Source organism: Roseibium aestuarii, from assembly GCF_008477545.1.
GTDB lineage: Bacteria > Pseudomonadota > Alphaproteobacteria > Rhizobiales > Stappiaceae > Roseibium > Roseibium aestuarii.
On sequence record NZ_VORA01000001.1, the window covers coordinates 782,768 to 808,955 of the forward strand.

Below are 26,188 nucleotides of genomic sequence, written 5' to 3' on the forward strand. Positions count from 1 at the left end.
TGATCGAGAGGGGAATACGATGTCTTACGTGACACCACAGGAATTCGCGACGAAAATGATCGACGCTGGGGAATCCAAGATCTTCATGTCCACCAAGGACACGTTCATCCGGGCCTACATGGCGGGTGCCATCCTGGCTCTGGCGGCGGCCTTCGCGGTCACGGTCACGGTCAACACCGGTCAGCCCCTCGTCGGCGCGCTGCTCTTCCCCGTCGGCTTCTGCATGCTCTACCTGCTGGGCTTCGACCTGCTGACCGGGGTCTTCACCCTCGTGCCCCTCGCCGTGCTGGACAAGCGTCCGGGGTGCGACATGAAGGGCCTGCTGCGCAACTGGGGCCTGGTCTTTGTGGGCAACTTTGCCGGCGCCATGACCACCGCGGTCTTCATGGCCATCATCTTCACCATGGGCTTCACCGAGGAGCCCAATGCCATCGGCCAGAAGATCGGCACTATCGGAGAAAGCCGCACCCTCGGCTACGCGGCAGCGGGCATGGGCGGCATGCTGACCCTCTTCATCCGCGCCGTCATGTGCAACTGGATGGTCTCCACCGGCGTGGTCGCGGCCATGATGTCCACCTCCGTCTCCGGCAAGGTCATCGCCATGTGGATGCCGATCCTGGTCTTCTTCTACATGGGCTTCGAACATTCCATCGTGAACATGTTCCTGTTCCCGTCCGGAATCATGCTCGGCGGAGAGTTCACCTGGATGGATTACTTCATCTGGAACGAGATCCCGACCGTCATCGGCAACCTGGTTGGCGGCCTGACCTTCGTCGGCGCGATGATCTACGCCACCCACTACAAGACCTCGCCGAAGCGCGGTCTCGCCAAGGCCGCCCAGGGCGGAACCTACGCACCGGCGGAATAAGACTCGAACCCTGCCTCGGGTGTCCGGGCGACCGGATACCCGCTCTTTCCAGCCGGAGGCTCCGGCCGAACTCCAGGATCCGTGATCATGTCAGGCGCGCTGCGCATCTCGATCGGTCAGCACAGTCACAGGGGCGGCAAGGAAATCAATCAGGATTTCCATGGTGCACTCATTCCCGAAGGCCGGCTTCTTGCCGCCAAGGGGGTCGTGGCGGTGGTCTGCGACGGGATCTCGACCAGCGCACACGGCCGCGAGGCAGCAGAGACTGCCTGCAAGAGCTTTCTCACCGACTATTACGCCACCCCTGAGGGCTGGAGCGTGCGCCAGGCCGGTGACCGGGTGCTTTCGGCTACCAACGCCTGGCTCTATGGCCGCACCCGCTCCGGCGACGGACGCTATGATCCCGACCGCGGCTTCGTCTGCACCTTCACGGCCATCGTCCTGAAAGGCCGCACGGCGCATGTGCTGCATGTGGGCGACGCGCGGCTCTACCGGGTCAGTGCCGGCTCGGCCGCTGTCCTCACCCGCGATCATCGCCAGCATCTGGGGGAGGGGGAAACCGTTCTCGACCGGGCGCTCGGCATTTCGCCCACCCTGCGCATCGACTATTGCGCCGTTCCGGTGGCCGCTGGAGATGTCTTTCTTCTGGCCACCGACGGCATGGCAGAGCATCTGGGGGCGACCGGCGCGGCCGATCTGGCCGGGCGGGTGGACGGAGATCTCGACCGGCTTGCCGGCGAGGCCATCGACCGGGCCATTGCCAGCGGGGCGAATGACAATCTGACGCTCCAGATCCTGCGCATCGATGCGCTTCCCGAGTTCTCCGGCAGCGACGTGCCCTCGCTCTCCGGCACCTTGCCCCTCCTTGCCGATCCGCGCCCCGGTCAGGTGATCGACGGGCTGGAGCTGATCGAGCAGATCCACGGCTCCGATCGCTCCCGCGTGTTCAAGGCCCGCGACCTGGAGACCGGAGAGACCGTCGCCGTCAAGGTCCCGGCAGATTCCGCAACCCGGGACCCGGGCTTCCTTCAGGCCCTGCTGATGGAGGAATGGGTTGCACGGCGCATCGACGCTCCGCAGGTCATGAAGGCCTGGAAGGGGCCAGGTGAACGGGAGAAATCCGCGCTCTATACCGTGTTCGAATGGGTCGAGGGACTGAGCCTGACGCGCTGGATGCAGGCCCATCCCCAGCCGGATCTCGCTGTGGTCTTTGCGCTTCTGCGCGACATGGCGGCCGGTGTCCAGGCCATGCACCGGCGCCAGATGGTGCATCAGGACCTGCGGCCCGAGAACATCGTCGTGACGGGTGAGGGGCGGGCGGTGATCATCGACTTCGGCTCCACCCGCATCCTGGGTACCGAGGACGGAGAACCGCCGCTGGATCCGGCCCATGCGGCGGGGCTTGCCACCCATCAGTACATGGCGCCGGAAGGCTTCTTCGGTGTGCCGGCCAATCCGTCCTTCGATGTCTATGCTCTCGGCATCATTGCCTACCAGATGCTGACCGGCCGGCTGCCCTATGGCGGGGACATGGCGCGTGCCGCGACCCCCGCTGCCCAGAGCCGGGTGGCCTATCGGCCTGCTGCCGGACCGGAAAGCCGGGTGCCGGTCTGGGTCGATGCGGCCCTGCGCAAGGCGGTGCACGTCGACCCGAGCCGCCGGCATCTGGAGCCGGCGGAGCTTCTGGCAGATCTCACCCGCCCAAACCCGCTATTGCCCGGCGTCCTGCATCAGGCCGTCTTTGCCCGTGACCCGGTTCGGTTCTGGCAAGGGGTGAGCCTGTGTCTGGCGGTGTGTGTCGTCTGGCTGATCTACCTCCTGAGCATCGCATGATTGGACTTGAGACCGTTTCGAACCTGAAGGGGAGACAAGGGAAATGCTGAGCAAGAGTGACGTTACGCAGATGATCTACGAGAAGAAGCGCACGGCAGGCCTCAGCTGGGCCAGCATTGCCGAGGACATTGGCATGAGCGAGGTCTTCGTCACCTCGGCCTGCCTTGGCATGAACTCCCTGCCGAAGGACAAGGCGGAGGCACTGAGCCGCAATCTCGGTCTGCCCCAGGAAGCCGCCATCGTGCTTGCCGAATACCCGGACAAGATCTTCTCCCAGACCGTTCCGACCGATCCCTGCATCTACCGTTTCTACGAAATCATGGGCGTTTACGGCCAGACGCTGAAGGAACTGATCCAGGAAAAGGGCGGTGACGGCATCATGAGCGCCATCGATTTCGACATGTCCGTCGACAAGGTGCCCTATGAGAAGGGCGACCGGATCGAGATCCGCATGAGCGGAAAATTCCTGTCCTACAACGCCTGGTGATTTCACCCTGGCTGGCAGGCGCCTTGTCTGCACACGAGATCTGGACCGGCGGCAGCCGGTCCACCCGAACGATGGAAGCTCAGCGAAGGCCTCCCGAGGGTCTTCAGGACGTCCAAACAAGGAAAACAAGCATGGCCGGATCCTGTGTCACGACGCGAACCACCTGTCCCTATTGCGGGGTCGGCTGCGGTGTCCTTGCCTCCCGCTTCGAGGACGGGACCGTTACGGTGAAGGGCGACCCGGATCATCCGGCAAACCTTGGCCGTCTCTGCTCCAAGGGATCGGCCCTGGCTGAAACTCTCTCCCTGGAGGATCGCCTGCTTTTCCCGAGCGTTGGCGGCAAGCGTGCCAGCTGGGATGAAGCGCTTCACGCAGTTTCTGAAGGCTTCGCCCGCACCATTGCCGACCATGGGCCCGACAGCGTGGCGCTCTATGTCTCCGGCCAGATTCTCACCGAGGACTATTACGTCGCCAACAAGCTGATGAAGGGCTTCATCGGCAGCGCCAACATCGACACCAACTCCCGCCTCTGCATGGCGTCTTCTGTTGCCGGCCATCGCCGTGCCTTTGGCTCCGACACGGTTCCCGGCACCTACGAGGATCTGGAGCTTGCCGATCTGATCGTGCTTGTCGGGTCCAACCTGGCCTGGTGTCATCCGGTGCTCTTCCAGCGCATCGAGGCCGCCCGCCGCACCCGGCCCAACCTGCGCCTCGTGGTGGTCGATCCCCGCCGCACCGCGACCTGCGAGCTGGCGGATCTCCATCTCAAGCTCAAGCCCGATACGGATGTGGCGCTCTTCAACGGGTTGCTTGCCTTCCTGCACGAAAGCGGCGGTCTCAACGACCGCTACGTCAACCTTCACACCAGCGGTTTGGCCCAGGCCCTTGAAGCGGCTGGCTCTTGCGACATCCGCGCGATTGCGGAGGCTACGGGTCTGGCCCCTCAGGATGTGGCGACCTTCTATTCCATGGTCGCGCGCACGCCGAAGACCGTCACCGTCTACAGCCAGGGCGTCAACCAGTCCGTCTGCGGCACGGACAAGGTCAATGCCATCCTCAACACCCATCTGGCGACAGGCCGCATCGGTCGGCCGGGCAGCGGTCCCTTCTCCGTGACCGGTCAGCCCAATGCCATGGGCGGGCGCGAGGTCGGCGGTTTGGCCAACATGCTGGCGGCCCACATGGACCTGGAAAACCCGGATCACCGCGCCCTCGTCCAGAGCTTCTGGCAGAGCCCGCGCATGGCGGAGCGGCCGGGCCTCAAGGCCGTCGACATGTTCAGGGCCGTGCGGGACGGGCGCATCAAGGCCATCTGGATCATGGGCACCAACCCGGTCGACAGTCTGCCCGACGCCGACGGTGTCGCCGAGGCCCTGCGCGCCTGTCCGCTGGTGGTGGTCTCCGATGTGTCGACCGCCGTCGATACGCTGGCCTTCGCCCATGTGCGTCTGCCTGCCGCCGCCTGGGGCGAGAAGGACGGGATGGTGACCAACTCCGAGCGCCGCATGTCCCGTCAGAAAGGCTTCCTGCCCTTGCCCGGCGAGGCCCGTGCCGATTGGTGGGCGCTTGCTCAGGTCGCGACCCGCCTCGGATTCGGTGAGGCTTTTGCCTGGCAGGGGTCGTCCGACATCATCGCCGAGTTCGCGCGGCTGTCCATGGAAAGAAACCAGGGCAGCCGGGACTTCGACATCGGCGCGCTTGCGCAGATCACGCCCGAGGCCTTCGATGGTCTGGCGCCCTTCCAGTGGCCCTGGCCGGCCGGAACGCCGGCGGGAGAGAGCCGGTTCTTCGCGGACGGCGGGTTCTTCACCCCCGATCGCCGCGCTCGCCTGGTGTCGGTTCGCCAGTCTGCCCCGCGCAAGCTGGAACGCCGCTATCCCTTCGTGCTCAACACGGGCCGTATCCGCGACCAGTGGCACACCATGACGCGCACCGGAAAATCCGAGCGGTTGAGCGCCCATATCGCCGAGCCCTATGCGGAGCTTCATCCGGACGACGCAGGGCTGCTTGGGATCGCAGCCGCCGATCTCGTGACCGTCGAAAGCCCACACGGCAAGGTGCTGGTGCGGGCCCTTGTCACCGAGCGGGCCGCGCAGGGCAACATCTTCGTACCCATGCACTGGACCGATCAGGTGTCCTCGAAGGCCCGTGTGGATGCGGTGGTCGCCCCCGACACGGATCCGGTCTCCGGTCAGCCCGGGTTGAAGTTCACCCCCGTGGCCGTCACGCGGGCCGAGATGCAGCACTACGGCTTCGCGGTGCTGCGCGAAAAGCCGGTCGATCTCGACCTGACCTATTGGGCGCTCGCCCCGATCCGCGAGGGCTGGCGGCTGGAATTTGCATGCGACGGCGCATCAACCCCGTGTGATCCGGCCCTGCGCGATCTGGCCCTGCGCCTGCTGGGCCAGGACAGCGGAGGCGAGGACCTGATCTCGGTGGAGGACCGTCACGCCGGGTCCGGGCGCTACGCCAGCTGGACCGGGGACCGGCTGGACGGTGCGGTCTTCGTGAGCCGCGAGCCCGTCGCCGTCTCGCGCCAATGGGCCTGCGGGCTTCTGGCTCAGCCGGCGCAGTCCCTGACCGATCGTCTCGGGCTGCTCGCGGGCCGTTCCGCAGCCGGCCGGCCCGATCCCGGCCCCATCGTCTGCTCCTGCTTCCAGATCGGCGCGAAAGATATCGCCCGCGCCGCCACACAGGGGCACGTCACGCTGGAGGCCATCGGCCAGACCCTTCGCGCCGGCACCAATTGCGGCTCGTGCCGCTCGGAAATCAGCAGCCTGCTCAATGCCCTTCAGGATCAACAGGGAGATCGTCATGACATCGCGCAAGCCGGTTGAGGTGTTTTCAGGCGAACAGACGGGCACCGTGGCACGTCGTCGGGCCGACCGCATGGGCCCGCTCGCGGTCCTGCCCGTGTTCTTCTCGCTTCAGGGCAAGCAGGTCGCTCTCGCAGGAGACAGCGATGCCGCGGCCTGGAAGGCAGAGCTTCTCGCCGCCAGCGGAGCGGAGGTGCACGTCTATGCCCCGGATCCGGGCGCCGTCATGAAGGGGCTTCTGGACGGCGGCAGCCCCTCAGGACGGTTCGTTCATCGCGCCCGCCCCTGGGATCCCGCGTGTCTCATCGGCAAGGCCCTTGCGATCTGTGACGCCGAAACGGACGGCGAGGCGCGGGCCTTCGCCTGCGCGGCGCGGGCGGCAGGGGTTCCGGTCAATGTGATCGACAACCCGTCCTTCTGCGATTTTCAGTTCGGATCCATCGTCAACCGCTCGCCGGTGGTCATCGGCATCTCGACCAATGGTGTCGCACCGATCCTCGGCCAGGCCATCCGCCGCCGCATCGAGACCCTGATCCCGCCGGCACTGGCCGGATGGGCAGCCCTTGCCGGACGCCTGCGCGAGCAGGTGCTGGCCCGTCTCGCGGCAGGCCCCCAGCGCCGAGCGTTCTGGGAACGCTTCACTGACTGGGCCTTCTCGGGCGAGGACGCACCCGAGGACCGCTCTGGCGCTACCGCGCTGATCGAGCGGACGGGGCTGGGGCTCAGGGCCGATCAGGGCAAGGTGACGCTGGTGGGCGCAGGCCCGGGCAGCGCGGATTATCTCACCCTCAAGGCCGTCCGGGCGCTCCAGGGGGCCGATGTGATCCTCTTCGACGACCTGGTCGCCGACGAGGTGCTGGAACTCGCCCGCCGCGAGGCCCGCCGCATGATGGTCGGCAAGCGCGGCGGCCGGGACAGCTGCCGTCAGGAGGACATCAACGACCTGATGGTCAGGCTGGCGAAACAGGGCAAGTCGGTGGTGCGGCTCAAGTCGGGGGATCCGATGATCTTCGGCCGGGCCGGCGAGGAGCTTGCGCGCCTCAAGGCGGAGGGCATTCCGGTGTCCGTCGTCAGCGGCGTCACCTCCGCCGCCGCCATGGCAGAGCGCTTCGGGGTCTCGCTCACCCATCGCGACCACGCCCAGTCCCTGCGGCTGGTCACCGCCCATTCCCGCCATGGCGACCTGCCGGAGAGCGTTGACTGGAACGGCCTCGCCGATCCGGCAACGACCGTGATCTTCTATATGGGCGGCCGCATGGCCGGGCGCATTTCGGCAAGGCTTCAGGAGCAGGGGCGGGCAGCCACCACGCCGGTCGCGATCATGTCCGGTGTCGGCCGGGCGAGCGAGCGGCGCTGGACCGGCCCCCTGTCGGCGCTCGCTGCCGGTGTCGCGAGCCTCGGACTTGAGGAAACCGGCGACCCGGTTCTCATCGGCGTCGGCGAAGTCTTCGGCGAACTTCAGGTCGTGGGCACCTTGCCCGGAAACGGAGAGGCGGAAGATCTGAGCGCCGCGCTGTGATGCTCGCAGCGCTATGGGGGAGGGCGTGGGCAGGGCTGGCCCTTTCTGCCGGCGACCTGCTATAGGCAGAAGCCATGAGCGATGCCTGTCCGTCCCCGATGCCTCTCCTTGATCTTCGCGCCGACCTGCTGCGCGGGGCCGCGCCGGCGCTCCGGCCGCTGAGGCCTGCAGAGGCGCGAGTCTGGTGGATGCCGGTGCCGCCCCCTGAAGAGACAGGTCCAAGTGACACGGAAGGCGGGCTCCCCGATCATCCGGTCTGGTCCCGTCTGGAGGCACTGGTGAGCGAAGACGAACTGGAGCGCGCCTGGCGCTTCCGCTTTGCCCGCGACCGGATGACCTATGTCGCGGCCCATGCCCTTGGCCGCCTGATGCTGAGCCAGGCGACGGGCCTGCCCACGGACCACTGGCGCTTCACGGTCGAGGCCCATGGCAAGCCGGAGGTGATCTCCCCCGATGGCGGCCCGCGCCTGCGGCTCAATCTCTCCCACACCCACGGCATGGTCGCCGCCGCCCTGACCAAGACCGCCGACATCGGCATCGACGTGGAGCATTTCGACCGCTCGTCCGATATTGGTCTGGTCGCGCGCAGGGTCTTTGCGGAGGATGAATGCGCGGTGATCTTCGCCGGTGCGGAAAGCGGACATCTGCCGCGCTTCCTGCGCTTCTGGACCCTGAAGGAAGCCTATGTGAAGGCCATCGGCAAGGGGCTCGCCCAGCCGCTGAAGCGGATTTCCTTCGATCTCGGAGACCGCAGCCTGCCGCCGCGCATGCGGCTCGACGGCGCGACGGATCCGGCGCCGGAGTGGCAGTTCCGCCAGGTCCTCCCCGGTCCGGGTCACGTCCTGGCCCTGGCGCGGGAGACGGTCGATCCGGCCGCACCCGTGACGCTCTCCGAGGTCACGCTGGGGCTCTGAGAGCAAGCCGCCCGCTAGCGGATCAGGCGCAGATAGGCCGCCATGCCCCGCTCCTGGTCCCATTGGGCGGGATAGCCGAGGGAGACCTCCTCGAAGCGGGTGCCATGGCGATGATCCGTGCGCCGCGTGTGCAGATGACCGGAGACGACCACGTCGGCGCGGAAGATCCGGTGCCAGTCCCGCGTCTCCCGCGTGCCGCACCAGGGGGCAAGACGCGGTGCCCGGGGCAGGCGGATGAGATCCTGCCGCAGGGGATAATGGTTCACCAGCACCGTGCGCGTCGTCTCGGGCAGGCCCTCCAGCCGCCGCGCCAGACGCTCGCGGGTCATCTCAAGCCTGTGCGCGCACCAGCTTTCCCGGTCCGGATGCGGATCGGCCTTGAGGTAGAAGTCGTCGCCGCAGGCCGTGCGATGTTCGCGCGCCCAGCGGGAGACATCGCGGCGCGCCAGATACTCCGGGCGGAAGCTGAAGTCATAGAGCAGGAAGAGCGGGGCGATGAGCAGCGGTGCGGCCCCGTCATTGCCGTGAGTGGCTCCAGGCCAGAGCGGGAACGAGTCTTCCGGTGTCACCACCTGGAACTCCCGCGCCAGTTCAACCAGCGCATCATAGCGGGCGACCCCGCGCAGGGGATCGGGCTCCTCCTTGCGGCGGATCGACCAGAGCTCGTGATTGCCCGGCACCCAGATCACCCGGTCAAAGCGCTTCGCCAGTTCCTCGAAGCCGAAGCGCATGTGATCGAAGCGCTCGGCCAGATCACCCGCGACGATCAGCCAGTCCGCGCCGTGATCGGGAAGCCGGAGAAGGGCAGCCCGGTTCTCCTCGGCGGACAGATGCAGATCGCTGATGGCGTGAAGGCGCATGGGACCTTTAGGCAAGGCAGGGGAAGGCAGAGCGTGACGAGCCCCTTAGATGGGCCGCCGACGTGGTCTTGTCCACCCGTTCAGCCTGAAGCCCGATGGGCTTACACCACGTTGCGCTCGCGGTAGGTCTTCAGGAAGGCATTCACGCGGGGGTCATCCGGCTCGCGGCCGAAGATGTCGGCGGGCGGTGCGCAGGTCACCAGTCGACCGCCTTCCAGGAAGGCGACCCGGTCCGCCACATGGGCGGCAAAGCCCATCTCGTGGGTCACCACCACCATGGTCATGCCTTCGGCCGCCATCTGCTTCATGACGCCCAGAACCTCGCCGACCAGCTCCGGGTCGAGGGCGGAGGTGGGCTCGTCGAAGAGCATGACGCTCGGCTCCATGGCAATGGCCCGGGCGATTGCCACGCGCTGCTGCTGGCCGCCGGAGAGATTGGCCGGGAAGTTCGCCTCCTTGTCGGAGAGGTTGACCTTGGCAAGGGCCGCCCGCGCCTTGGTCATCGCTTCCGCTTTGGGCAGGCCCTTCACGTGGATCAGCGCCTCGGCGACATTTTCCAGCGCGGTCAGGTGTGGCCACAGGTTGAACTGCTGGAACACCATGCCGATGTGCTGGCGCTGGCGGCGCAGGGCCTCGCCCGACAGGGGCTTGCGTGGCGGGGCACCGGCGGACTTCCAGCCGATCAGCTCGCCCTCCAGCCGCACCTCGCCACCGTCATACGCTTCCAGGAAGTTGATGCAGCGAAGCAACGTGCTCTTGCCCGAGCCCGACGGGCCGATGAGGCACAGCACCTCGGAGCGATGCACGTCGAGGGTGATGTCGCGCAGGGCCTCGAAGTCGTCGAAATGCTTGCTCAGGTTCCGGATCTCGATGATCGGCTGCTCGGTCGTGATGTCACCCATGGGTCAGGTCTCGCTCGTCGTGGGTCCGGTCTCGGAAGGGCAGGGAAGGCAGGGGCTCAGGCGCGGCGCAGATGGCGGGTCACCCGCCGCTCCACCTTGTCGCCGAGCCAGCTCGTGCCGATCACCATCAGCCAGTAGAAGAGGGAAAGCACCAGGAAGGGTTCGACGAAGGTGAAGGTTTCCGAGGCCATGGTCTGCGTTTCGTAGAGCAGCTCGGGCACGGTCACCACCGACAGGATCGCCGTTTCCTTGGTGAGGATGATGAAGAAGTTGGTCAGCGGCGCTGTCGTCGGCACCAGCATCTGCGGCAGGATGATGCGGAACAGGATCCGCCCCTCGCTCAGGCCCACGCAGCGCGCGGCCTCGATCTGCCCCTTCGGAATGGCGTTGAAGCCGGAGCGGAAGATCTCCGCGAAATAGGGGCTGCCATAGATGATGAAGCTGGCGATCCCCGCCTGCACCGGCGTCAGCAGAAGCCCGAAATGCGGGCCGCCGAAATAGAGGATGAAGAGCTGGATCATGAAAGGCGTGCCGCGGATCACCTCCACATAGGCCTGGATGAGCCAGCGCAGGGGCCGGGGGCCGAAGCGATAGAGGCAGGCCAGGGCAAAGCCGAGGACGAGCCCGCCCAGCGACCCGACGATCCAGCACAGGATGGTGACGCCGAAACCGGACAGCAGGGCGGGGCCATAGCGGACGAAGAGGTCAAGTTCCATGGTCTCAGCCCACCAGTAACCGGTTCTCGGCCAGTCGGCCAAGGGCCGAGAGGATCACGTTGATGAGGAAATAGATCGCGGCGGCCGCCACATAGATCTCCAGCGGCCGATAGGTCTCGCCGGTGATGTTCTGGGAGATGCGGGTCAGCTCGCCGATGCCGACGACGGAGGCGAGCGACGACACCTTCACCAGCAGGATCAGCTCGTTGGTGAGGGAGGGCAGGCCGATGCGGATGGCCTGGGGCACCAGAATGCGCCGCCACAGCGACAGGGTCGGGATGCCGAGCGCAAGGGCGGCTTCCGTCTGGCCCCGGGGGATCGTCTGCAGCGCGCCGCGCAGGATCTCCGCAGTATAGGCAGCCGAACACATGCCGACCGCCAGGATCGCCGCGGCAACGGCCGGCAGGTCAAGACCCACATGCGGCAGCATGTAGTAGAAGATCAGCAGCTGCACCAGCAGCGGCACGCCCCGGAAGAAGGAGATGTAGAGCGCCGCGATCCGGGAGAGGAACGGCCCGCGCGAGATGCGGGCGGCGCACAGAAACACGCCCCAGACCAGACTGATCGCCATGCCGCCGACCGAGATCAGCAGGGTCCAGCGGGCAGCCGCCAGCATGTAGGGCAGATTGTGCCAGATGACATCGAAGGAGAAGTTCAAACCGGAGCGTCCTGTCTTCCCGGGTTGAAGGTAAGGCCCGCACCCGACCGCATGCGACCGGGTGCGAGGATATCAGCTTACTTCACGTCCGGCATCGTGGTCGGCAGGTCTGGGTTGGAACCGAGCCACTTTTCGTTGATTGCCTGCAGACGGCCGTCTTCGTGCATCTTGATCAGAGCATCGTTGATGGCGGCAATCAGGGTCTTGGCGTCTTCGCCACCCGGAGCAACCCAACCGAAGTACTTCGGCTCGCCGAAGGGCGGCATGACCATTTCGAAAAGGCCCGGACGCTGCACGGCGGCATAGCCCATCAGCGGAGCGGAGTTGGCAACGGCCTGGATGCGGCCGGCTGCGAGATCGGCCAGGGCTTCGTCGATGTTGACGTATTCACGCACGTCCGCCGGGGTGGCGAGCGATGCGGAGAAGGCCTTCAGCTGTTCGAGCTGGGCAGAGCCCTTCTGGGAGCCCACGGCCTTGCCTGCGATGTCTTCCGGCTTGGCGATGCTGTCGTCGCCGGCCTTCTTGGCCAGTGCAACGGTGGCGTTGCCGATCGGCAGGGTGAAGTTGTAGCGGCTCATGCGCTCGGCGGTGATGGTCACCGGGGCGTTGACGAAGTCGAACTTGCCGGCTTCCAGGCCCGGCAGGATGGACTGCCAGGGCAGGTCGAGGAATTCGGCTTCCACGCCCAGTTCCTTGGCCACTTCCACAAAGAGATCGTGGCAGATGCCCTGGTATTCGCCGTCCTTCAGGATGTCGAACGGTGCGTAATGCATCTCGGTTGCGGCGACGATCTTGCCCTTGGCCTTGATGTCGGAAAGCATGTCGGCCTGCGCGAAGCCGGCGAGACCGAAGCTGACGCCGAGTGCGGCGGCGACGCCGAGGATTTGCTTCTTCATGTATCTTCTCCTGTTGGTACCAACTGTTCGGAAGGGAGTATTAGTTATTGTTATAATTTATTTTTTCAGGATAGCTGGCAGGTTCAGTCCCTGCTCTTTAGCGCAAGTGATCGCGATCTCATAGCCCGCATCTGCATGGCGCATCACGCCTGTTGCAGGGTCGTTCCACAAGACCCGGGCGAGACGTTCGTCCGCTGCCTCTGTTCCATCGCAACAGATCACCATGCCCGAATGTTGCGAGTAGCCCATGCCGACCCCGCCGCCGTGGTGGAGCGACACCCAGGTGGCGCCCGAAGCGGTGTTGAGCAGGGCGTTGAGCAGCGGCCAGTCCGAGACGGCGTCCGAGCCGTCCATCATGGCCTCGGTTTCCCGGTTTGGCGAGGCGACCGAGCCGGAATCCAGGTGATCACGGCCGATGACGATCGGTGCCTTGAGTTCCCCGTTGCGCACCATCTCGTTGAAGGCGAGGCCGAGGCGATGGCGCTGGCCGAGACCCACCCAGCAGATGCGCGCCGGCAGGCCCTGGAAGGCGATGCGGTCACGGGCCATGTCCAGCCAGTTGTGCAGATGCGGATCGTCCGGGATCAGCTCCTTCACCTTCTGGTCGGTCTTGTAGATGTCCTCCGGGTCGCCGGAGAGCGCGCACCAGCGGAACGGGCCGATGCCCTTGCAGAAGAGCGGGCGGATATAGGCCGGCACGAAGCCCGGGAAGGCGAAGGCGTTTTCCAGCCCCTCATCCTTGGCCACCTGACGGATGTTGTTGCCATAGTCGAGGGTCGGAACGGCGGCGTCCCAGAAGGCGACCATGGCTTCCACATGCTCGCGCATGGAGGCACGCGCCGCCTTTTCCACCGCCTTGGGGTCGCTCTCGCGCTTCTCGCGCCACTCGGCGACAGACCAGCCCTTGGGCAGGTAACCGTTGATCGGATCGTGGGCCGAGGTCTGGTCGGTGACGATGTCCGGGCGGGGGCCGCCAGCCTTCATGCGGCGGACCAGCTCGGGGAAGATGTCGGCCGCATTGCCGAGCAGACCCACGGACTTGGCCTCTCCCGCCTTCGTCCAGCGGTCGATCAGTTCCAGCGCCTCGTCCAGCGAGGTTGCCTTTTCATCCACGTAGCGGGTGCGCAGGCGGAAATCGATGCGGGTCTCGTCGCATTCCACGGCCAGACAGCAGGCACCGGCCATGACGGCGGCGAGAGGCTGGGCGCCGCCCATGCCGCCGAGACCGCCGGTCAGGATCCACTTGCCCGTCAGATCGCCGCCATAATGCTGGCGTCCGGCCTCGGCGAAGGTCTCGTAGGTGCCCTGCACGATCCCTTGCGTGCCGATGTAGATCCACGAGCCCGCGGTCATCTGGCCGTACATGGCCAGACCCTTCTTGTCGAGTTCGTTGAAATGGTCCCAGGTGGCCCAGTTCGGCACCAGGTTGGAATTGGCGATCAGGACGCGCGGGGCGTCCTTGTGGGTGCGGAAGACGCCGACCGGCTTGCCCGACTGGACCAGCAGCGTCTCGGTCTCGTCGAGATCCTTGAGGGCGGCGACGATGCGGTCGAAGTCTTCCCAGGTGCGGGCCGCGCGGCCGATGCCGCCATAGACGACCAGTTCATGCGGGTTTTCGGCCACATCCGGATGAAGGTTGTTCATCAGCATGCGCAAGGGCGCTTCGGTCAGCCAGGACTTGGCGTTGAGTTCGGTGCCGGTGGGCGGGAAGACGTCGCGGGCATTGTGACGGCGGTCGACCATGGGAGACTTCCTGTTCACTTGGATCTTGGGTTCGTATTCGGTCAGGGAAACGGGGCAGGCGGCGCGATGCGCCTTGCCTCACCGTTGCGGAGGGGAACCCTCCAGGGAGATGAGCGGGCTGGCGGAGACGGCGGCCACGACGGTTCGGCTGGCGATCAGCTCGGCGGCGATCTTCAGGTCTGGGGCCATGTAGCGGTCCTCGTTCAGGGTCGGCACCACCTTGCGCAGCTCGCTCAGCGCGATCTGCAGGGCAGGGCTGGTCTGCAAGGGCGCGCGGCACTCGACGCCAAGCGCGCCGCAGAGCAGCTCGACCCCGAGGATATTCGCCAGATTGGCGGTCATCCGCGTGAGGCGGCGCGCCCCATGGGCGGCCATGGAAACGTGGTCTTCCTGATTGGCGGAGGTCGGCGTGCTGTCGGTCGAGCAGGGATGGGCCAGATGCTTGTTCTCGCTCATCAGGGCGGCGGTCGTCACCTCGGCGATCATCAGGCCGGAGTTCAGGCCCGGATCCTTGGCGAGGAACGGCGGCAGATCGAAGGAGAGGGTCGGGTCGACCATAAGGGCCACCCGGCGCTGGGCGATGGAGCCGATTTCAGCCACGGCCAGTGCGATCTGGTCGGCGGCGAAGGCCACGGGCTCCGCATGGAAATTGCCGCCCGAGACGATGCGCCCGGCTTCCGTCAGCACCAGCGGATTGTCGGTCGCCGCATTGGCCTCGATTTCAAGGGTATGGGCCGCCATGCGCAAAAGGTCGACACAGGCGCCCACCACTTGCGGCTGGCAGCGGATGCAATAGGGGTCCTGCACCCGGCTGTCGCCGTCCCGGTGGCTCTCGCGGATCTCGGAACCGTCCATCAGGCCGCGCATGGCAGCCGCCACCTCGATCTGGCCGCGATGGCCGCGCAGGGCGTGGATTTCCGGAAGTAGCGGCGCGGTGGAGCCCATGATCGCATCGGTGGAAAGGCTTGCGGTCACGAGACAGGCCTCGGCCATGCGCCAGGCCTCGAACAGGCCGACGAGCGCCAGCGCCGTCGAAAACTGGGTGCCGTTGATGAGACCCAGGCCTTCCTTGGGGCCGAGCACGACCGGCGTCAGGCCGGCGCGGGCCAGAGCCTCGGCTCCGGGAAGCCGTTCGCCGTTGAGATCGGCCTCTCCCGCGCCGATCATCACGGCGGTCATGTGGGCAAGGGGTGCCAGATCGCCCGAGGCGCCGACGGATCCTTGCGCCGGGATGACGGGCGTCACGCCCCGGGCCAGCATGCCCTCGATCAGTTCCAGCACCTCGAAGCGCACACCGGAGGCGCCGCGCGCCAGCGACATGAGCTTGAGCGCCATCATCAGCCGCACGGCCGCGGGATCGAGATCCTCACCCACGCCGCAGCAATGGGAGAGGATGAGATTGCGCTGAAGGGTGGCGGTGTCGCCCGGCGCTATCTTCACGCTGGCGAGCTTGCCGAAGCCCGTGTTGACCCCATAGACCGCCTCGTTGCCCATGGCGGCGATGCGCACCCGCTCGGCCGCCGCATCGATGGCCGGACGGGCCGCCCGGTCGACGGTGACCGCCAGACCCTCGCGGTAGATCCGCTCCAGGTCGCTCAAGGTCACATGGCCGGGATGAAGGACGAGGGCGCTCATCAGGAGCCTCCGAAGATGCGGGATGTCAGGGGATTGAAGCCGATGCGATAGGAAAGTTCCGCCGGATGGGCGACGTCCCAGATGGCCAGGTCGGCGCGCGCACCGAGGCAGAGCGTGCCGCAATCGTCGAGGCCGAGAGCCCGTGCCGCCTCGCGAGTCACGCCGGCCAGCGCTTCTTCCGGCGTCATGCGGAAGAGGGTGCAGGCCATGTTCATGGTGAGCAGCAGGCTGGTGAGGGGCGACGTGCCCGGATTGCAGTCCGTGGCGAGAGCAATGGCCACCCCGTGCCGGCGCAGCAGGTCCATCGGCGGCAGGACGGTTTCCCGAAGGGTGTAAAAGGCCCCGGGCAGCAGCACGGCGACGGTGCCGGCCTCTGCCATGGCCGTCACGCCAGCCTCGTCGAGATATTCCAGATGATCGGCGGACAGCGCCTTGTAGGAGGCGGCCAGCGCCGCGCCGCCGAGATTGGACAGCTGCTCCGCATGGAGCTTCACCGGCAGGCCGAGGGCGGCAGCCTTGTCGAAGACCCGAGCCATCTGCGCGGGCGAAAAGGCGATGCCCTCGCAGAACCCGTCCACTGCGTCGACGAGGCCTTCGTCATGGGCCAGCTCCAGGGTCGGCAGGCAGATCTCGTCCAGATAGCGGTCATCCTCGCCCTTGAACTCGGCCGGAACCGCATGGGCGCCGAGAAAGGTGGTGCGCACGCGGATCGGGCGTCGCTCGCCGATCTTGCGCGCCACCCGGAGCATCCTGAGCTCGGTCTCCACATCGAGGCCGTAGCCGGACTTGATCTCCAGGGTGGTGACCCCTTCGGCGATCAGCGCATCGACCCGCTTCAGCGCCTGGGTGAGAAGCGTCTCTTCGCTCGCCGCCCGTGTCGCGCGCACGGTGGAGACGATGCCGCCGCCGGCCCGCGCCACCTCTTCATAGGAGGCGCCGTTGAGGCGCATTTCGAATTCCATCGCCCGGTCGCCGCCAAAGACCACATGGGTGTGGCAGTCGATGGGGGCGGGGGTGACGAGCGCCCCGTTCAGATCCTCTGAGGGCAGCGTCGCATAGGGGGCGGGCAGCTGGTCTTCCGGCCCGCGCCAGGCAATCCTGCCGTCCTCGATGACAAGGGCCGCCTGCGGGATCAGGCCATAGGCCTGGGCTGCGGCGTCCCCGGTGGTCTCGAGCGTGGCGAGGGTGGCATTGCGGAAGATCCGGCAGGTCACGGCGTCCATTTCCAGACTTGATTAAATTGCGTTAGATGAGAATATGCATGCACATAAAAACGTGTCAACGAGGATTCCGACCGTGGCTCATCTCTCCGACCATCGCCTTCTCGCCGCCCAGGCCCTGACGCCCGACGGCTGGCAGGAAGATGTTCTGGTCACCCTCCGCGATGGCCGGATCGCAGAGCTGCGCGCGGGTGTCGGCGCTGAGGATCCTGCTGCCCGGGGGGCAGAGCGGCTCGGCATTCTGCTGCCCGCGCCCGCCAATCTGCACTCCCACGCCTTCCAGCGCGCCATGGCCGGCATGAGCGAGCGCCGCGGGGCGGAGGCCCTCGACACGTTCTGGACCTGGCGCCAGATCATGTACCGCTTTCTCGACATCCTGAGCCCGGACGACATCGAGGCAATTGCCGCCTTCGTGCAGATGGAGATGCTGGAGGCGGGCTACGCCACCAACGTCGAGTTTCACTATGTCCACCATCAGCCGGACGGCACCCCTTACGCGGCGCTGGGCGAACTCTCCGAGCGCATCGTGGCTGCCGCTTCCCAGACCGGCGTCGGCCTGACCCTCCTTCCGGTGCTCTACAGCCAGGGCGGTTGCGACGGCCGGGCGCTGGGGCCGGGGCAGATCCGCTTCGGCAATGACATCGACCGGTTCGTCGACCTCCATGCCGCGGCGTCCCGAGCCGTGGCGCGCCTGACCGGCGACTGCACCATCGGTGCAGCCCCCCATTCCCTGCGCGCGGTGCGAAGGGAAGACATTGCGCCTTGCATCGAGCTGGCCGCCGGGCGGCCGCTGCACATGCATCTGGCCGAGCAGGTGAAGGAAGTCGAGGAGGTGCAGGTCGCCTATGGCCTGCGCCCGGTCGAATGGCTGCTCGCCCATCACGAGGTCACCCCCGACTGGTGCCTGATCCACTGCACCCAGATGACCGGTGACGAGACCCGCCGTCTGGCCGCAACAGGGGCCGTGGCGGGCTTGTGCCCGATCACGGAATCGAGCCTCGGCGACGGCATCTTCAACGGGGTCGACTATCTGGCCGCCGACGGTCGGCTTGGCATAGGCTCCGATTCCAACATCCGCATTTCCCTGTCGGAAGAGCTGCGCACGCTGGAATATTCCCAGCGCCTGCGCGACCGCTGCCGGGCAACCGTCGCGACCCCGGACCGTTCCACCGGCCGGGTGCTTTATGATGCGGTTCTGGCGGGCGGGGCGCAGGCGGCGGGACGCGCCTCGGGCGCGCTGGCACCCGGTCTCTGGGCCGATCTTCTGGCGCTGGACGCCAGCGCCCTGGACCTTGAGGGCTGCAAGGGTGATGCCTGCCTCGACACCTGGATCTTTGCCGGCGACGACCGCATGGTCAGCGATGTCTGGTCTGCCGGGCGGCATCTGGTTAAACAGGGCCGGCACGTGGATGCGGACGGGATTCGCGCCCGCTATCGCGCCACCATGAAGGGGCTGAGGCAACGGTTTTGACGGTCAGGGAACTCAACAGCTGGACGGAGATCCGCGAGGAGCTGCATCGGCGGATCAACGACCGGATCTGGCAACCGGGGGAAACCATCCCGGGCGAAGCGGATCTGGCGGAGGAATTCGGCTGTGCCCGCACCACCGTGAGCCGGGCTCTGCGGGCCCTCGCCGAAGCGGGCCTTGTCACCCGTCGCCGCAAGGCCGGCACCCGGGTCGCCGTCAACCCACCGCACAAGGCCACCTTCACCATTCCGATCATCCGCGAGGAGGTGGAGGCACGGGGCGCGGCCTACAGCCATTCCCTGCTGAAACGGGTCGAGGCGGGCCTTCCGCCCCAGCTCCATGCCGCCTTTCCGGTGGGCGAGGGCGCAAGGCTGCTCTTCACCGAGACGGTCTATTTCGCCGACGACCGGCCCTTCATGTTCGAGGAGCGCTACACCAATCTGGACGCGGTACCGGAGTTCGGCACCATCGCCTTCGACCTGATCACGCCGAATGAATGGCTGGTCCAGAACGCGCCCTATACCTCCGGCGACCTGACCTGTTACGCCGCAAACGCGGGCGAGCGCCTGTCGCGTTTCTTCGAGGTGGCGCAGGAAACCCCGCTCTTCGTCATGGAGCGGGCGACCGCCAACCAGAAGGTGCCGATCACCCACGTCCGCATGAGCTATCAGCCCGGCTATCGCTTGCGCACCAGATTCTGAAGCAGGGCCTGTCCGCCCGGATCAGAATCCGGCGGAAGAGCAGATGCTGATCAGTGCGCTGAGATGGGGCGTCGACAGCCCGACGCAGCAGGCATGGGCGGCCATCAGGAAGGCCGTCAGAAGCGTGCCGAGACCAAGCGCCGTCAGCAGCCAGGGATCGGCGGAAAGCTCCTGAAGCACCCCTTGCTCCTGCGCTTGTCGGCCGTAAGAACCAGAAATCCGGGTCATGTCATTCCTCCCTTGAGGGCGGGCCGTCCGCATGTCCGGCCCCCCGTGATCTGAAATGGCCTTGCGCACCAAAGGGCGGCTCAGCCGACCTTCTCGTCCTTCTTGCCGAAGAGCCCGCCGAGCCAGCCCTTCTTGGCCTCGCCTTCCGCTGCTGCCTCTTCGGGTGCGGCCGCATCGGCCTCGGTCGGAGCCGAGGGGGCAACGATCTCGCCGAACGTGGAGAAGAACTCCCCGGCCAGCCGCTTGGCGGTGCTGTCGATCAGGCGCGCGCCAAGCTGGGCCAGCTTGCCGCCGATCTGGGCGTCCACATCATAGTGGAGGATGGTCGCATCCGGCCCGTCTTCCTCCAGCCGGACCACGGCCGCGCCCTTGGCGAAGCCCGCAACCCCGCCCGACCCTTCGCCGACGATGCGGTAGCTCTCCGGCGGGTTGAGATCCTCCAGCGACACCTTGCCGCCAAAGGTGGCCTTCACCGGCCCCACCTTGAGCAGAACCTTGGCTTCCATCTCGCTGTCGGAGCTCTTGGTCAGCTCCTGGCAACCGGGGATGGCGGCCTTCAGCACGTCGGGATCGTTCAGCGCCTCCCAGACCTTCTGGCGCGGGGCTTCGATGCGCTGGCTTTCGGACATTTTCATGAGGGGGGTCTCCGTTTGATTGGGCCGCCGTCAGGCGGGGGAACCGGGCAGATCGCCACGCTGGCCCTTGCGGCGCAGCTGCAGCAGTTCGGCCAGAATGGACAGGGCGATTTCTTCCGGCGTGATGGCTCCGAGGTCGAGGCCGGCGGGCGCCTTGATCCGCGCCAGCCGCTCCGTCGACATGCCTTCTTCGGCAAGGCGCGCCTTGAGGCTTTCGGCCTTGCGCCGGCTGCCGACGAAGGCGACATGGGCCGCATCCACCGCCAGCGCCGCCTTCAGGGCAATGAGGTCGCCCTTGCCCTGGGTGGAGACCACCAGATAGCGCTGGGCCGGGGCCTCCACGGGCAGGGCATAGCCTTCGATCCGCTCGCCGACGCGGGCAAAGGCCGGCTGTTCGTCGGCCGGCGCGCAGGCGGCACAGTCAAAGCCGATGCGCGGGGCCAGATCGGCCAGCGCCACGGCCACCGGGCTGGAGCCCAGGATCACCAGCTTGGGGCGCGGCAGCACCGGCTCGATGAAGATGTCCATGGTGCCCTGGCTGGGGCACATGTTGCGGGCAAAGCGGATGCCGTTCTTCTCCTCGCCGGGCGTGACCCCCAGATCCTTGAGCAGATCCTCGGGCTGGATGGAGATGAGCCGGGTCTGGCCGTCCTCCAGGCACTGCGACGCCGCGCGCAGCGCCGCGCCCCGGGCGCAACCGCCGCCGATCCAGCCTCCGGCGATGCTGCCATCGGCTTCGATCACCGCCTTGGCCCCGGCCTTGGCGGCGGTGACGGAGATGGTGCGCACCACCGTGGCGAGCGCGAAGGGGCGCCCCAGCCGGCGCAGCCGGTTCATCAGCTCGTGCAGATCTTCCTCGGTAGCGGCAGACGGCATCTCGATGGAACGGGAAGACATGGACATCACTCTCACAAGGTTGCCAGATAGGGTTCAAGGGCGGCAAGGCTCGCCAGATTGTGGGCCGGGGCGAAGAGATCCACATGGTGCAGGGCGGCCACCATGCCGCCGGTCACCGGCTCGTATCCGTCCCAGCCGATCAGGGGATTGAGCCAGACGATGCGCTTGCACCGGCGCCGCAGCGCGGCCATTTCCCGGCCCATGCGCTCCGGTTCGCCCGTGTCATAGCCATCGGACAGGATGATCACGCAGGTGCGGGAGTGGATGACCCGCGCCGCATGCCAGGCGTTGAACTGGGTCAGGGCCTCGCCGATCTTCGTGCCACCGCCCACCCCTTGCGCCATCAGGCCGAGCCGATCCAGCGCGCGCCCCGCATTCCGCTCCTTCAGGGCGGCGGACACATGCACGAGGCGCGTATGAAACAGGAAGGCTTCCGCCTCGCGGAAACTGTCGAGAAGCCCGTGCACGAAGCGGGTGAAGACGCCGGTGTAATTGCTCATGGAGCCGGAGGCATCGAGCAGGATCACCAGCCGCAGCTGCTTCTCGCGCGGCCCCTTGCGCACGAGGGACAGCGGCGTGCCTCCCTGGGCAATCGACCGGCGGATCGTGCGTCGCAGGTCCAGCCGCGGCCCCTTGCGCATCTGCCGGTCCCTGCGGGTCAGGCGTACCCGCATGGCCCGCGCCAGTCTTTCGGCCAGCGCATGGGCGGCTTCCAGCTGCTCCGGATCACTGATCTTGCGAAAGTCGACCCGCTCGAGGTTTTCCGCCAGGCTGGCGCCTTCGCGGCGGCCGGTGGCCTCCTCGTCCTGGGGCTCGTCCTCTTCGCCGGGCTGGCGGTCCACGTCATTGGCCAGCGTATCCCGCCGCGTGCCCTGCTGCTCGGCCATCTCGCGCAGGGTCTTGCCGCCCGTCTTGGTCGAGGTGCCGGAGGTCTTGATCACCCCCTTCACGCCGCGATCGAGCCAATAGGCGTCGAAGATCTCGTCGAAGGCGCGCCAGTCCGACAGGCGACCGCAGAACAGGGCGCGGAAACCGGCCTTCAGGTCCCTTGCGCTTGCCGCCTGCGGGGAGAGCAGAAGCGACAGGGCATCCCGGCTCTCCGCCAGCCCGACCTTGAAGCCGCTGTCCCGCAGGCTGTGCAGGAAACCGGCAAGGCGCAGCCGCAGGGCGGCCCCCAGGTCGTCCCGGGTCTCGATGGTGTGAAGGGCGCGGGGAGCGGCAAAGGCCATCACGCCACCCTGCCCAGCAGCCGGTCCGCCACCTCGCGGGTCACGCGGGTGCTGTCTTCCCGGGTCTTGAGCACGCAGGAGAGCGTCTCGAAGACCAGTTCCCGGTCCTCGTGCAGGTTGCGGGTGCCGAGCCCCAGCAGGGCGGTCGCCCAGTCGATGGTTTCCGCGACGCCCGGCACCTTGGCGAGATCCTCCTTGCGCAGGGTGCCCATGAGCTGGGCCACCTGCAGCGCCAGGGCCGCGTCCAGCCCCTCGACCCGGCTGAGCAGGATGCGCGCCTCCCGGTCCGGGGTGGGGTAGTCCACATAATGATAAAGGCAACGGCGGCGCAGGGCGTCGGAGAGTTCGCGCGTGCCGTTGGAGGTCAGCACCACCCGGGGCACCGAGCGGGCTTCTATGGTGCCCATCTCCGGAATGGAGACCTGAAAGTCGGAGAGGATCTCCAGCAGGAAGGCCTCGAATTCCTCATCCGCCCGGTCGATCTCGTCGATGAGCAGCACGGGCGGGCGCTCGCGCCGGATGGCGGCCAGAAGCGGCCGCTCCAGCAGGTATTTCTCGGAAAAGATCGCATCTTCGATCTGGGCGGCACTTTCACCCGACCCTTCATGCGCCTTGATGGCCAGAAGCTGGCGCTGATAGTTCCATTCGTAGATGGCGTCGGAGCGGTCCAGCCCCTCGTAGCATTGCAGCCGGATCAGATCGGTCTCGTGCAGGCGGGCCAGGGCCTTGGCCACTTCCGTCTTGCCGACCCCGGCTTCGCCCTCCAGAAGGAGCGGACGCTTCAGCATCTCGGTCAGGACAAGGGCCATGGCGAGCCCGTCATCGGCGATGTAGCCGGTGTCTGCGAGGGCCTTGGCCAGATCTGTCTTGGTCGGGGTCATGGCAGGGGTTCCGGCGACACGTTCCGCGCGCGATCTCCGTCACGCGGGAGGCATTGGGTGACAAGCAGTCCGACGTGCCTTGTCATGGCCGTCGGGCCGGGGCTCCGGGGGCGTCTGTTGCCCCCGGATCCTTGAGGTCTGAGCCTAGCCGTGGGCGCCGAGCTCCTTGGCGGCCTTCCAGATGCGCCAGGCATCGTGCGGCATCTGGATGTGGGTCGAGCCCAGGAAGCCGAAGGCGTCGTTGACCGCATTGGAGAAGGCTGGCACGCCGCCCACATTCGGGCTTTCGCCCACCCCCTTGGCCCCGATCGGGTGATGCGGGCTCGGGGTCACCGTGTGGTCGGTTTCCCAGTGCGGCGTCTCGACGGCGGTGGGAATGAAGAAGTCCATGAAGGACGCCCCCAGCACGTTGCCCATCTCGTCGTAGCGGATCTCCTGACCCATCGCGATGGCGAAGGCTTCCGTCAGTCCGCCATGCACCTGACCCTCGATGATCATCGGGTTGATGCGGGTGCCGCAGTCATCCAGCGCGTAGAAGCGGCGGATCTTGGCGACACCCGTGTCCACGTCGATGTCCATGACGCAGAAATAGGCGCCGAACGGATAGGTCATGTTGGGCGGATCGTAGTAGCTCACCGCTTCCAGCCCCGGTTCCAGATTGGGGGGCGGGGCGTTGTAGGCGGCCCAGGCGATCTCTTTCATGGACTTGCGCAGGCCCGGATTGCCCTTCACCTGGAACCCGTCCACGTCCCATTCGAGATCGTATTCGGACACTTCCAGCATGTGCGCAGCGATCATCTGCGCCTTGTTGCGGATCTTGCGCGCGGCGAGCGCGATGGCGGCACCGGCCACCGGCGTGGAGCGGGAGCCATAGGTGCCAAGACCATAGGGCGCCGTGTCCGTGTTGCCTTCCTCCACCATGATGTCGGCGGCGGGAATGCCGATTTCCGTCGCGATGATCTGGGCCCAGGTGGTCTCGTGACCCTGACCCTGGCTCTTGGAGCCCATGCGCGAGATCACGGATCCGGTAGGATGGACGCGGATTTCCGCGCTGTCGAACATGGCGACACCCAGGATGTCGCAGTTCTTGGACGGTCCCGCCCCGACGATTTCGGTGAAGAAGCACACGCCGATCCCCATGATCTCCCGGGTCTCGCCGCGCTTGAAGGCTTCCTGCCTGGCCTTCTGCTCCTCGCGCAGGCTGCGGTAGCCGATGGTGTCCATCGCCTTCTGCATGGCCGTGTGATAGTCGCCGCTGTCATATTCCCAGCCGAGCGCCGAGTGATAGGGGAACTGTTCCGGCCGGATGAAATTCTTCATCCGCAGATCCGCCGGATCCATGCCGAGCTTCTTGGCCAGGATGTCCATGCCCCGCTCGATGCAATAGGCGGCTTCCGTCACCCGGAACGAGCAGCGATAGGCGACCCCGCCCGGAGCCTTGTTGGTATAGACCCCGTCCACCGACAGGTGGGCGGTCGGGAAGTCGTAGGACCCGGTGACGATGTTCATGAAGCCGGCCGGCCACTTGGACGGGTCGGCGCAGGCGTCGAAACCGCCATGGTCGGCGAGCACGTGAACGCGCAGGCTAGTGACCGTGCCGTCCTTCTTGGCGGCGATTTCCGTCGTCATGTGATAGTCGCGGGCAAAGGACGTGGTGGAGAGGTTCTCCATCCGGTCTTCCACCCACTTCACCGGCTGGCCGGTGACGATGGTCGCCACGATGGCGCAGATATAGCCCGGATAGGCGCCCACCTTGTTGCCGAAGCCGCCGCCGATGTCCGGAGCGATCACGTGGATCTTGTGTTCCGGGATCGTGGAGAGCAGGGAGGCCACCGTGCGGATGACGTGCGGCGCCTGGAAGGTGCCCCAAACCGTCAGCTCGCCCGACACCTTGTCCATCGAGGCAACGCACTGGCAGGTTTCCAGCGGCGAGGGATGGGTGCGGTGATAGGAGATCATCTCCTTGATCGACACTTCGGCCTCGGCAAAGGCCCGGTCGGTCTCTTCCCGGTCGCCCACCGACCAGTTGAAGATGTGGTTGTGGTGGTTGCGCGGGCCGTGGGCGCCCTCGGTCTTGCCTGCCAGATCCTCACGCAGGACAGGCGCATCCGCGTCCATCGCCTTGAAGGGATCGACGAGAACGGGAAGCTCCTCGTAGTCCACCTCGACCAGCTGGATCGCGTCATCGGCGATATAGCGGTTCTCCGCGATCACGAAGGCCACTTCCTGGTTCTGGTAGAGCACCTTGCCGTCGGCGAGCACCATCTGCACGTCACCGGCCAGCGTCGGCATCCAGGCGAGGTTCACGCCCTTCAGGTCTTCCGCCGTCAGCACCGCCACCACGCCCGGCAGCTCCAGTGCCTTGCTGGCATCGATGCGCGTGACCTTGGCATGGGCATAGGGCGAGCGGACGAAGTCGCCGAAGAGCATGCCGTTCAGCTTCAGGTCGTCGACGTAATTGCCCTTGCCCTGGGTGAAGCGGATGTCCTCGACGCGCTTGCGCTTGCAGCCCATGCCTTCAAGGGCGGCTTCACGCTGTTCGCGAGTGGGGGTCATGTCGTTCATTCTGCGGCCTCCTGAAACTCGCGGCCCTGCAGCTTGGCGGCTGCATACTGGATCGCTTTGACGATGTTCTGGTAGCCGGTGCAGCGGCACAGGTTGCCGGCGATGCCGAAGCGGATTTCCTCTTCGGTCGGGTTCGGATTTTCCTGCAGCAGCCGGTGCGCGCGGGTGATCATGCCCGGCGTGCAGAAGCCGCACTGCAGGCCATGCATCTGGCGGAAGCCTTCCTGCAGGGCCGAAAGGGTGCCATCCGCATTGGCCATGCCCTCGATCGTGGTGATCTGGGCCCCGTTGGCCTGAACCGCGAACAGCGTGCAGGCCTTGATGGACTTGCCGTCCAGATCAACGGTGCAGGCCCCGCAATGGGAGGTCTCGCAGCCGATGTGCGGCCCGGTGATGTTTAGGTCTTCCCGCAGGAAGTGGATCAGAAGCGTGCGCGGATCCACGAACCGCTGCACCTTCTTGCCGTTGACGGTCATGGTCACCGGCATCTGGTCGATGTCGCTCATGAAATCTCCTC

Annotated in this window: 23 protein-coding genes; 8 read left to right on the forward strand and 15 right to left on the reverse strand. The window is 66.5% G+C overall.

All coding sequences use genetic code 11. The features are described 5' to 3' along the window. The first annotated feature begins 19 nt into the window (after positions 1-19). The 6 genes from FR728_RS03370 (at position 20) to FR728_RS03395 (ending at position 8,437) form a co-directional block, all read left to right on the forward strand. Positions 20-868 (forward strand): formate/nitrite transporter family protein, encoded by an 849-nt coding sequence (locus tag FR728_RS03370; RefSeq protein ID WP_149891220.1) that lies wholly within the window; start codon positions 20-22, stop codon positions 866-868. Positions 869-955: 87 nt separating this feature from the next. Then, entirely contained in the window at positions 956-2,701 is a 1,746-nt protein-coding gene (locus tag FR728_RS03375; RefSeq protein WP_149891221.1) for a bifunctional protein-serine/threonine kinase/phosphatase, read from the forward strand. Between the two features lie 43 nt (positions 2,702-2,744). Further along, entirely contained in the window at positions 2,745-3,188 is a 444-nt protein-coding gene (gene cynS / locus FR728_RS03380) for a cyanase (protein WP_149891222.1), read from the forward strand. 131 nt (positions 3,189-3,319) lie between these two features. Continuing rightward, on the forward strand, positions 3,320-6,025 hold the full coding sequence (locus tag FR728_RS03385) for a nitrate reductase (protein ID WP_149891223.1): 2,706 nt from the start codon (positions 3,320-3,322) through the stop codon (positions 6,023-6,025). A gap of 52 nt (positions 6,026-6,077) precedes the next feature. After that, on the forward strand, positions 6,078-7,523 hold the full coding sequence (cysG, locus tag FR728_RS03390; protein WP_149892181.1) for a siroheme synthase CysG: 1,446 nt from the start codon (positions 6,078-6,080) through the stop codon (positions 7,521-7,523). A gap of 188 nt (positions 7,524-7,711) precedes the next feature. Next, a complete protein-coding gene (locus FR728_RS03395) occupies positions 7,712-8,437 on the forward strand; it encodes a 4'-phosphopantetheinyl transferase family protein (RefSeq protein ID WP_149891224.1) in 726 nt (241 codons plus the stop codon). Positions 8,438-8,451: 14 nt separating this feature from the next. Here FR728_RS03395 and FR728_RS03400 read toward each other — a convergent pair whose 3' ends face one another. The 8 genes from FR728_RS03400 to hutI form a co-directional block, all read right to left on the reverse strand. Further along, positions 8,452-9,297: a metallophosphoesterase family protein gene (locus FR728_RS03400; protein WP_149891225.1), complete on the reverse strand. Its 846-nt coding sequence runs from the start codon at positions 9,295-9,297 to the stop codon at positions 8,452-8,454. A gap of 101 nt (positions 9,298-9,398) precedes the next feature. Further along, a complete protein-coding gene (locus tag FR728_RS03405; RefSeq protein WP_149891226.1) occupies positions 9,399-10,199 on the reverse strand; it encodes an amino acid ABC transporter ATP-binding protein in 801 nt (266 codons plus the stop codon). A 56-nt stretch (positions 10,200-10,255) separates the two neighbouring features. After that, a complete protein-coding gene (locus FR728_RS03410; protein ID WP_149891227.1) occupies positions 10,256-10,915 on the reverse strand; it encodes an amino acid ABC transporter permease in 660 nt (219 codons plus the stop codon). 4 nt (positions 10,916-10,919) lie between these two features. Then, positions 10,920-11,573 carry an amino acid ABC transporter permease gene (locus FR728_RS03415; RefSeq protein WP_244304365.1) on the reverse strand — a complete coding sequence of 218 codons (654 nt, stop codon included), beginning with the start codon at positions 11,571-11,573 and terminating at the stop codon, positions 10,920-10,922. Between the two features lie 77 nt (positions 11,574-11,650). After that, a complete protein-coding gene (locus FR728_RS03420; RefSeq protein WP_149891228.1) occupies positions 11,651-12,469 on the reverse strand; it encodes a transporter substrate-binding domain-containing protein in 819 nt (272 codons plus the stop codon). Positions 12,470-12,526: 57 nt separating this feature from the next. After that, positions 12,527-14,212, reverse strand: a complete 1,686-nt coding sequence (gene hutU / locus FR728_RS03425; RefSeq protein ID WP_149891229.1) for a urocanate hydratase — start codon at positions 14,210-14,212, stop codon at positions 12,527-12,529. Positions 14,213-14,290: 78 nt separating this feature from the next. Next, positions 14,291-15,847 carry a histidine ammonia-lyase gene (gene hutH, locus FR728_RS03430; protein WP_149891230.1) on the reverse strand — a complete coding sequence of 519 codons (1,557 nt, stop codon included), beginning with the start codon at positions 15,845-15,847 and terminating at the stop codon, positions 14,291-14,293. Beyond that, a complete protein-coding gene (gene hutI, locus FR728_RS03435) occupies positions 15,847-17,070 on the reverse strand; it encodes an imidazolonepropionase (protein WP_149891231.1) in 1,224 nt (407 codons plus the stop codon). The genes hutH and hutI overlap by 1 nt, the downstream gene beginning before the upstream one ends. Positions 17,071-17,134: 64 nt before the next feature. Here hutI and FR728_RS03440 point away from each other — a divergent pair, with 64 nt between their 5' ends. Together FR728_RS03440 and FR728_RS03445 are read left to right on the forward strand one after the other, a co-directional pair. Continuing rightward, positions 17,135-18,538: a formimidoylglutamate deiminase gene (locus FR728_RS03440; protein WP_377175299.1), complete on the forward strand. Its 1,404-nt coding sequence runs from the start codon at positions 17,135-17,137 to the stop codon at positions 18,536-18,538. After that, a complete protein-coding gene (locus FR728_RS03445; RefSeq protein WP_149891233.1) occupies positions 18,535-19,236 on the forward strand; it encodes a GntR family transcriptional regulator in 702 nt (233 codons plus the stop codon). Before FR728_RS03440 ends, FR728_RS03445 begins: the two co-directional genes overlap by 4 nt. Before the next feature lie 21 nt (positions 19,237-19,257). Here the strand turns inward: FR728_RS03445 and FR728_RS03450 are convergent, their stop codons facing one another. The 7 genes from FR728_RS03450 to FR728_RS03480 form a co-directional block, all read right to left on the reverse strand. Continuing rightward, positions 19,258-19,464, reverse strand: coding sequence for a hypothetical protein (locus FR728_RS03450; protein ID WP_149891234.1), 207 nt, complete (start codon positions 19,462-19,464; stop codon positions 19,258-19,260). A gap of 80 nt (positions 19,465-19,544) precedes the next feature. Continuing rightward, on the reverse strand, positions 19,545-20,099 hold the full coding sequence (locus tag FR728_RS03455) for an SRPBCC family protein (protein ID WP_149891235.1): 555 nt from the start codon (positions 20,097-20,099) through the stop codon (positions 19,545-19,547). Between the two features lie 30 nt (positions 20,100-20,129). Beyond that, positions 20,130-20,996: an XdhC family protein gene (locus FR728_RS03460; protein ID WP_377174966.1), complete on the reverse strand. Its 867-nt coding sequence runs from the start codon at positions 20,994-20,996 to the stop codon at positions 20,130-20,132. An 11-nt stretch (positions 20,997-21,007) separates the two neighbouring features. Then, a complete protein-coding gene (locus tag FR728_RS03465; RefSeq protein WP_149891236.1) occupies positions 21,008-22,225 on the reverse strand; it encodes a vWA domain-containing protein in 1,218 nt (405 codons plus the stop codon). Continuing rightward, on the reverse strand, positions 22,225-23,106 hold the full coding sequence (locus tag FR728_RS03470) for an AAA family ATPase (protein WP_149891237.1): 882 nt from the start codon (positions 23,104-23,106) through the stop codon (positions 22,225-22,227). The genes FR728_RS03465 and FR728_RS03470 overlap by 1 nt, the downstream gene beginning before the upstream one ends. Positions 23,107-23,250: 144 nt before the next feature. Further along, positions 23,251-25,671, reverse strand: a complete 2,421-nt coding sequence (locus FR728_RS03475) for an aerobic carbon-monoxide dehydrogenase large subunit (RefSeq protein WP_149891238.1) — start codon at positions 25,669-25,671, stop codon at positions 23,251-23,253. After that, positions 25,668-26,177: a (2Fe-2S)-binding protein gene (locus FR728_RS03480; RefSeq protein WP_377174963.1), complete on the reverse strand. Its 510-nt coding sequence runs from the start codon at positions 26,175-26,177 to the stop codon at positions 25,668-25,670. The genes FR728_RS03475 and FR728_RS03480 overlap by 4 nt, the downstream gene beginning before the upstream one ends. Positions 26,178-26,188: the final 11 nt, after the last annotated feature.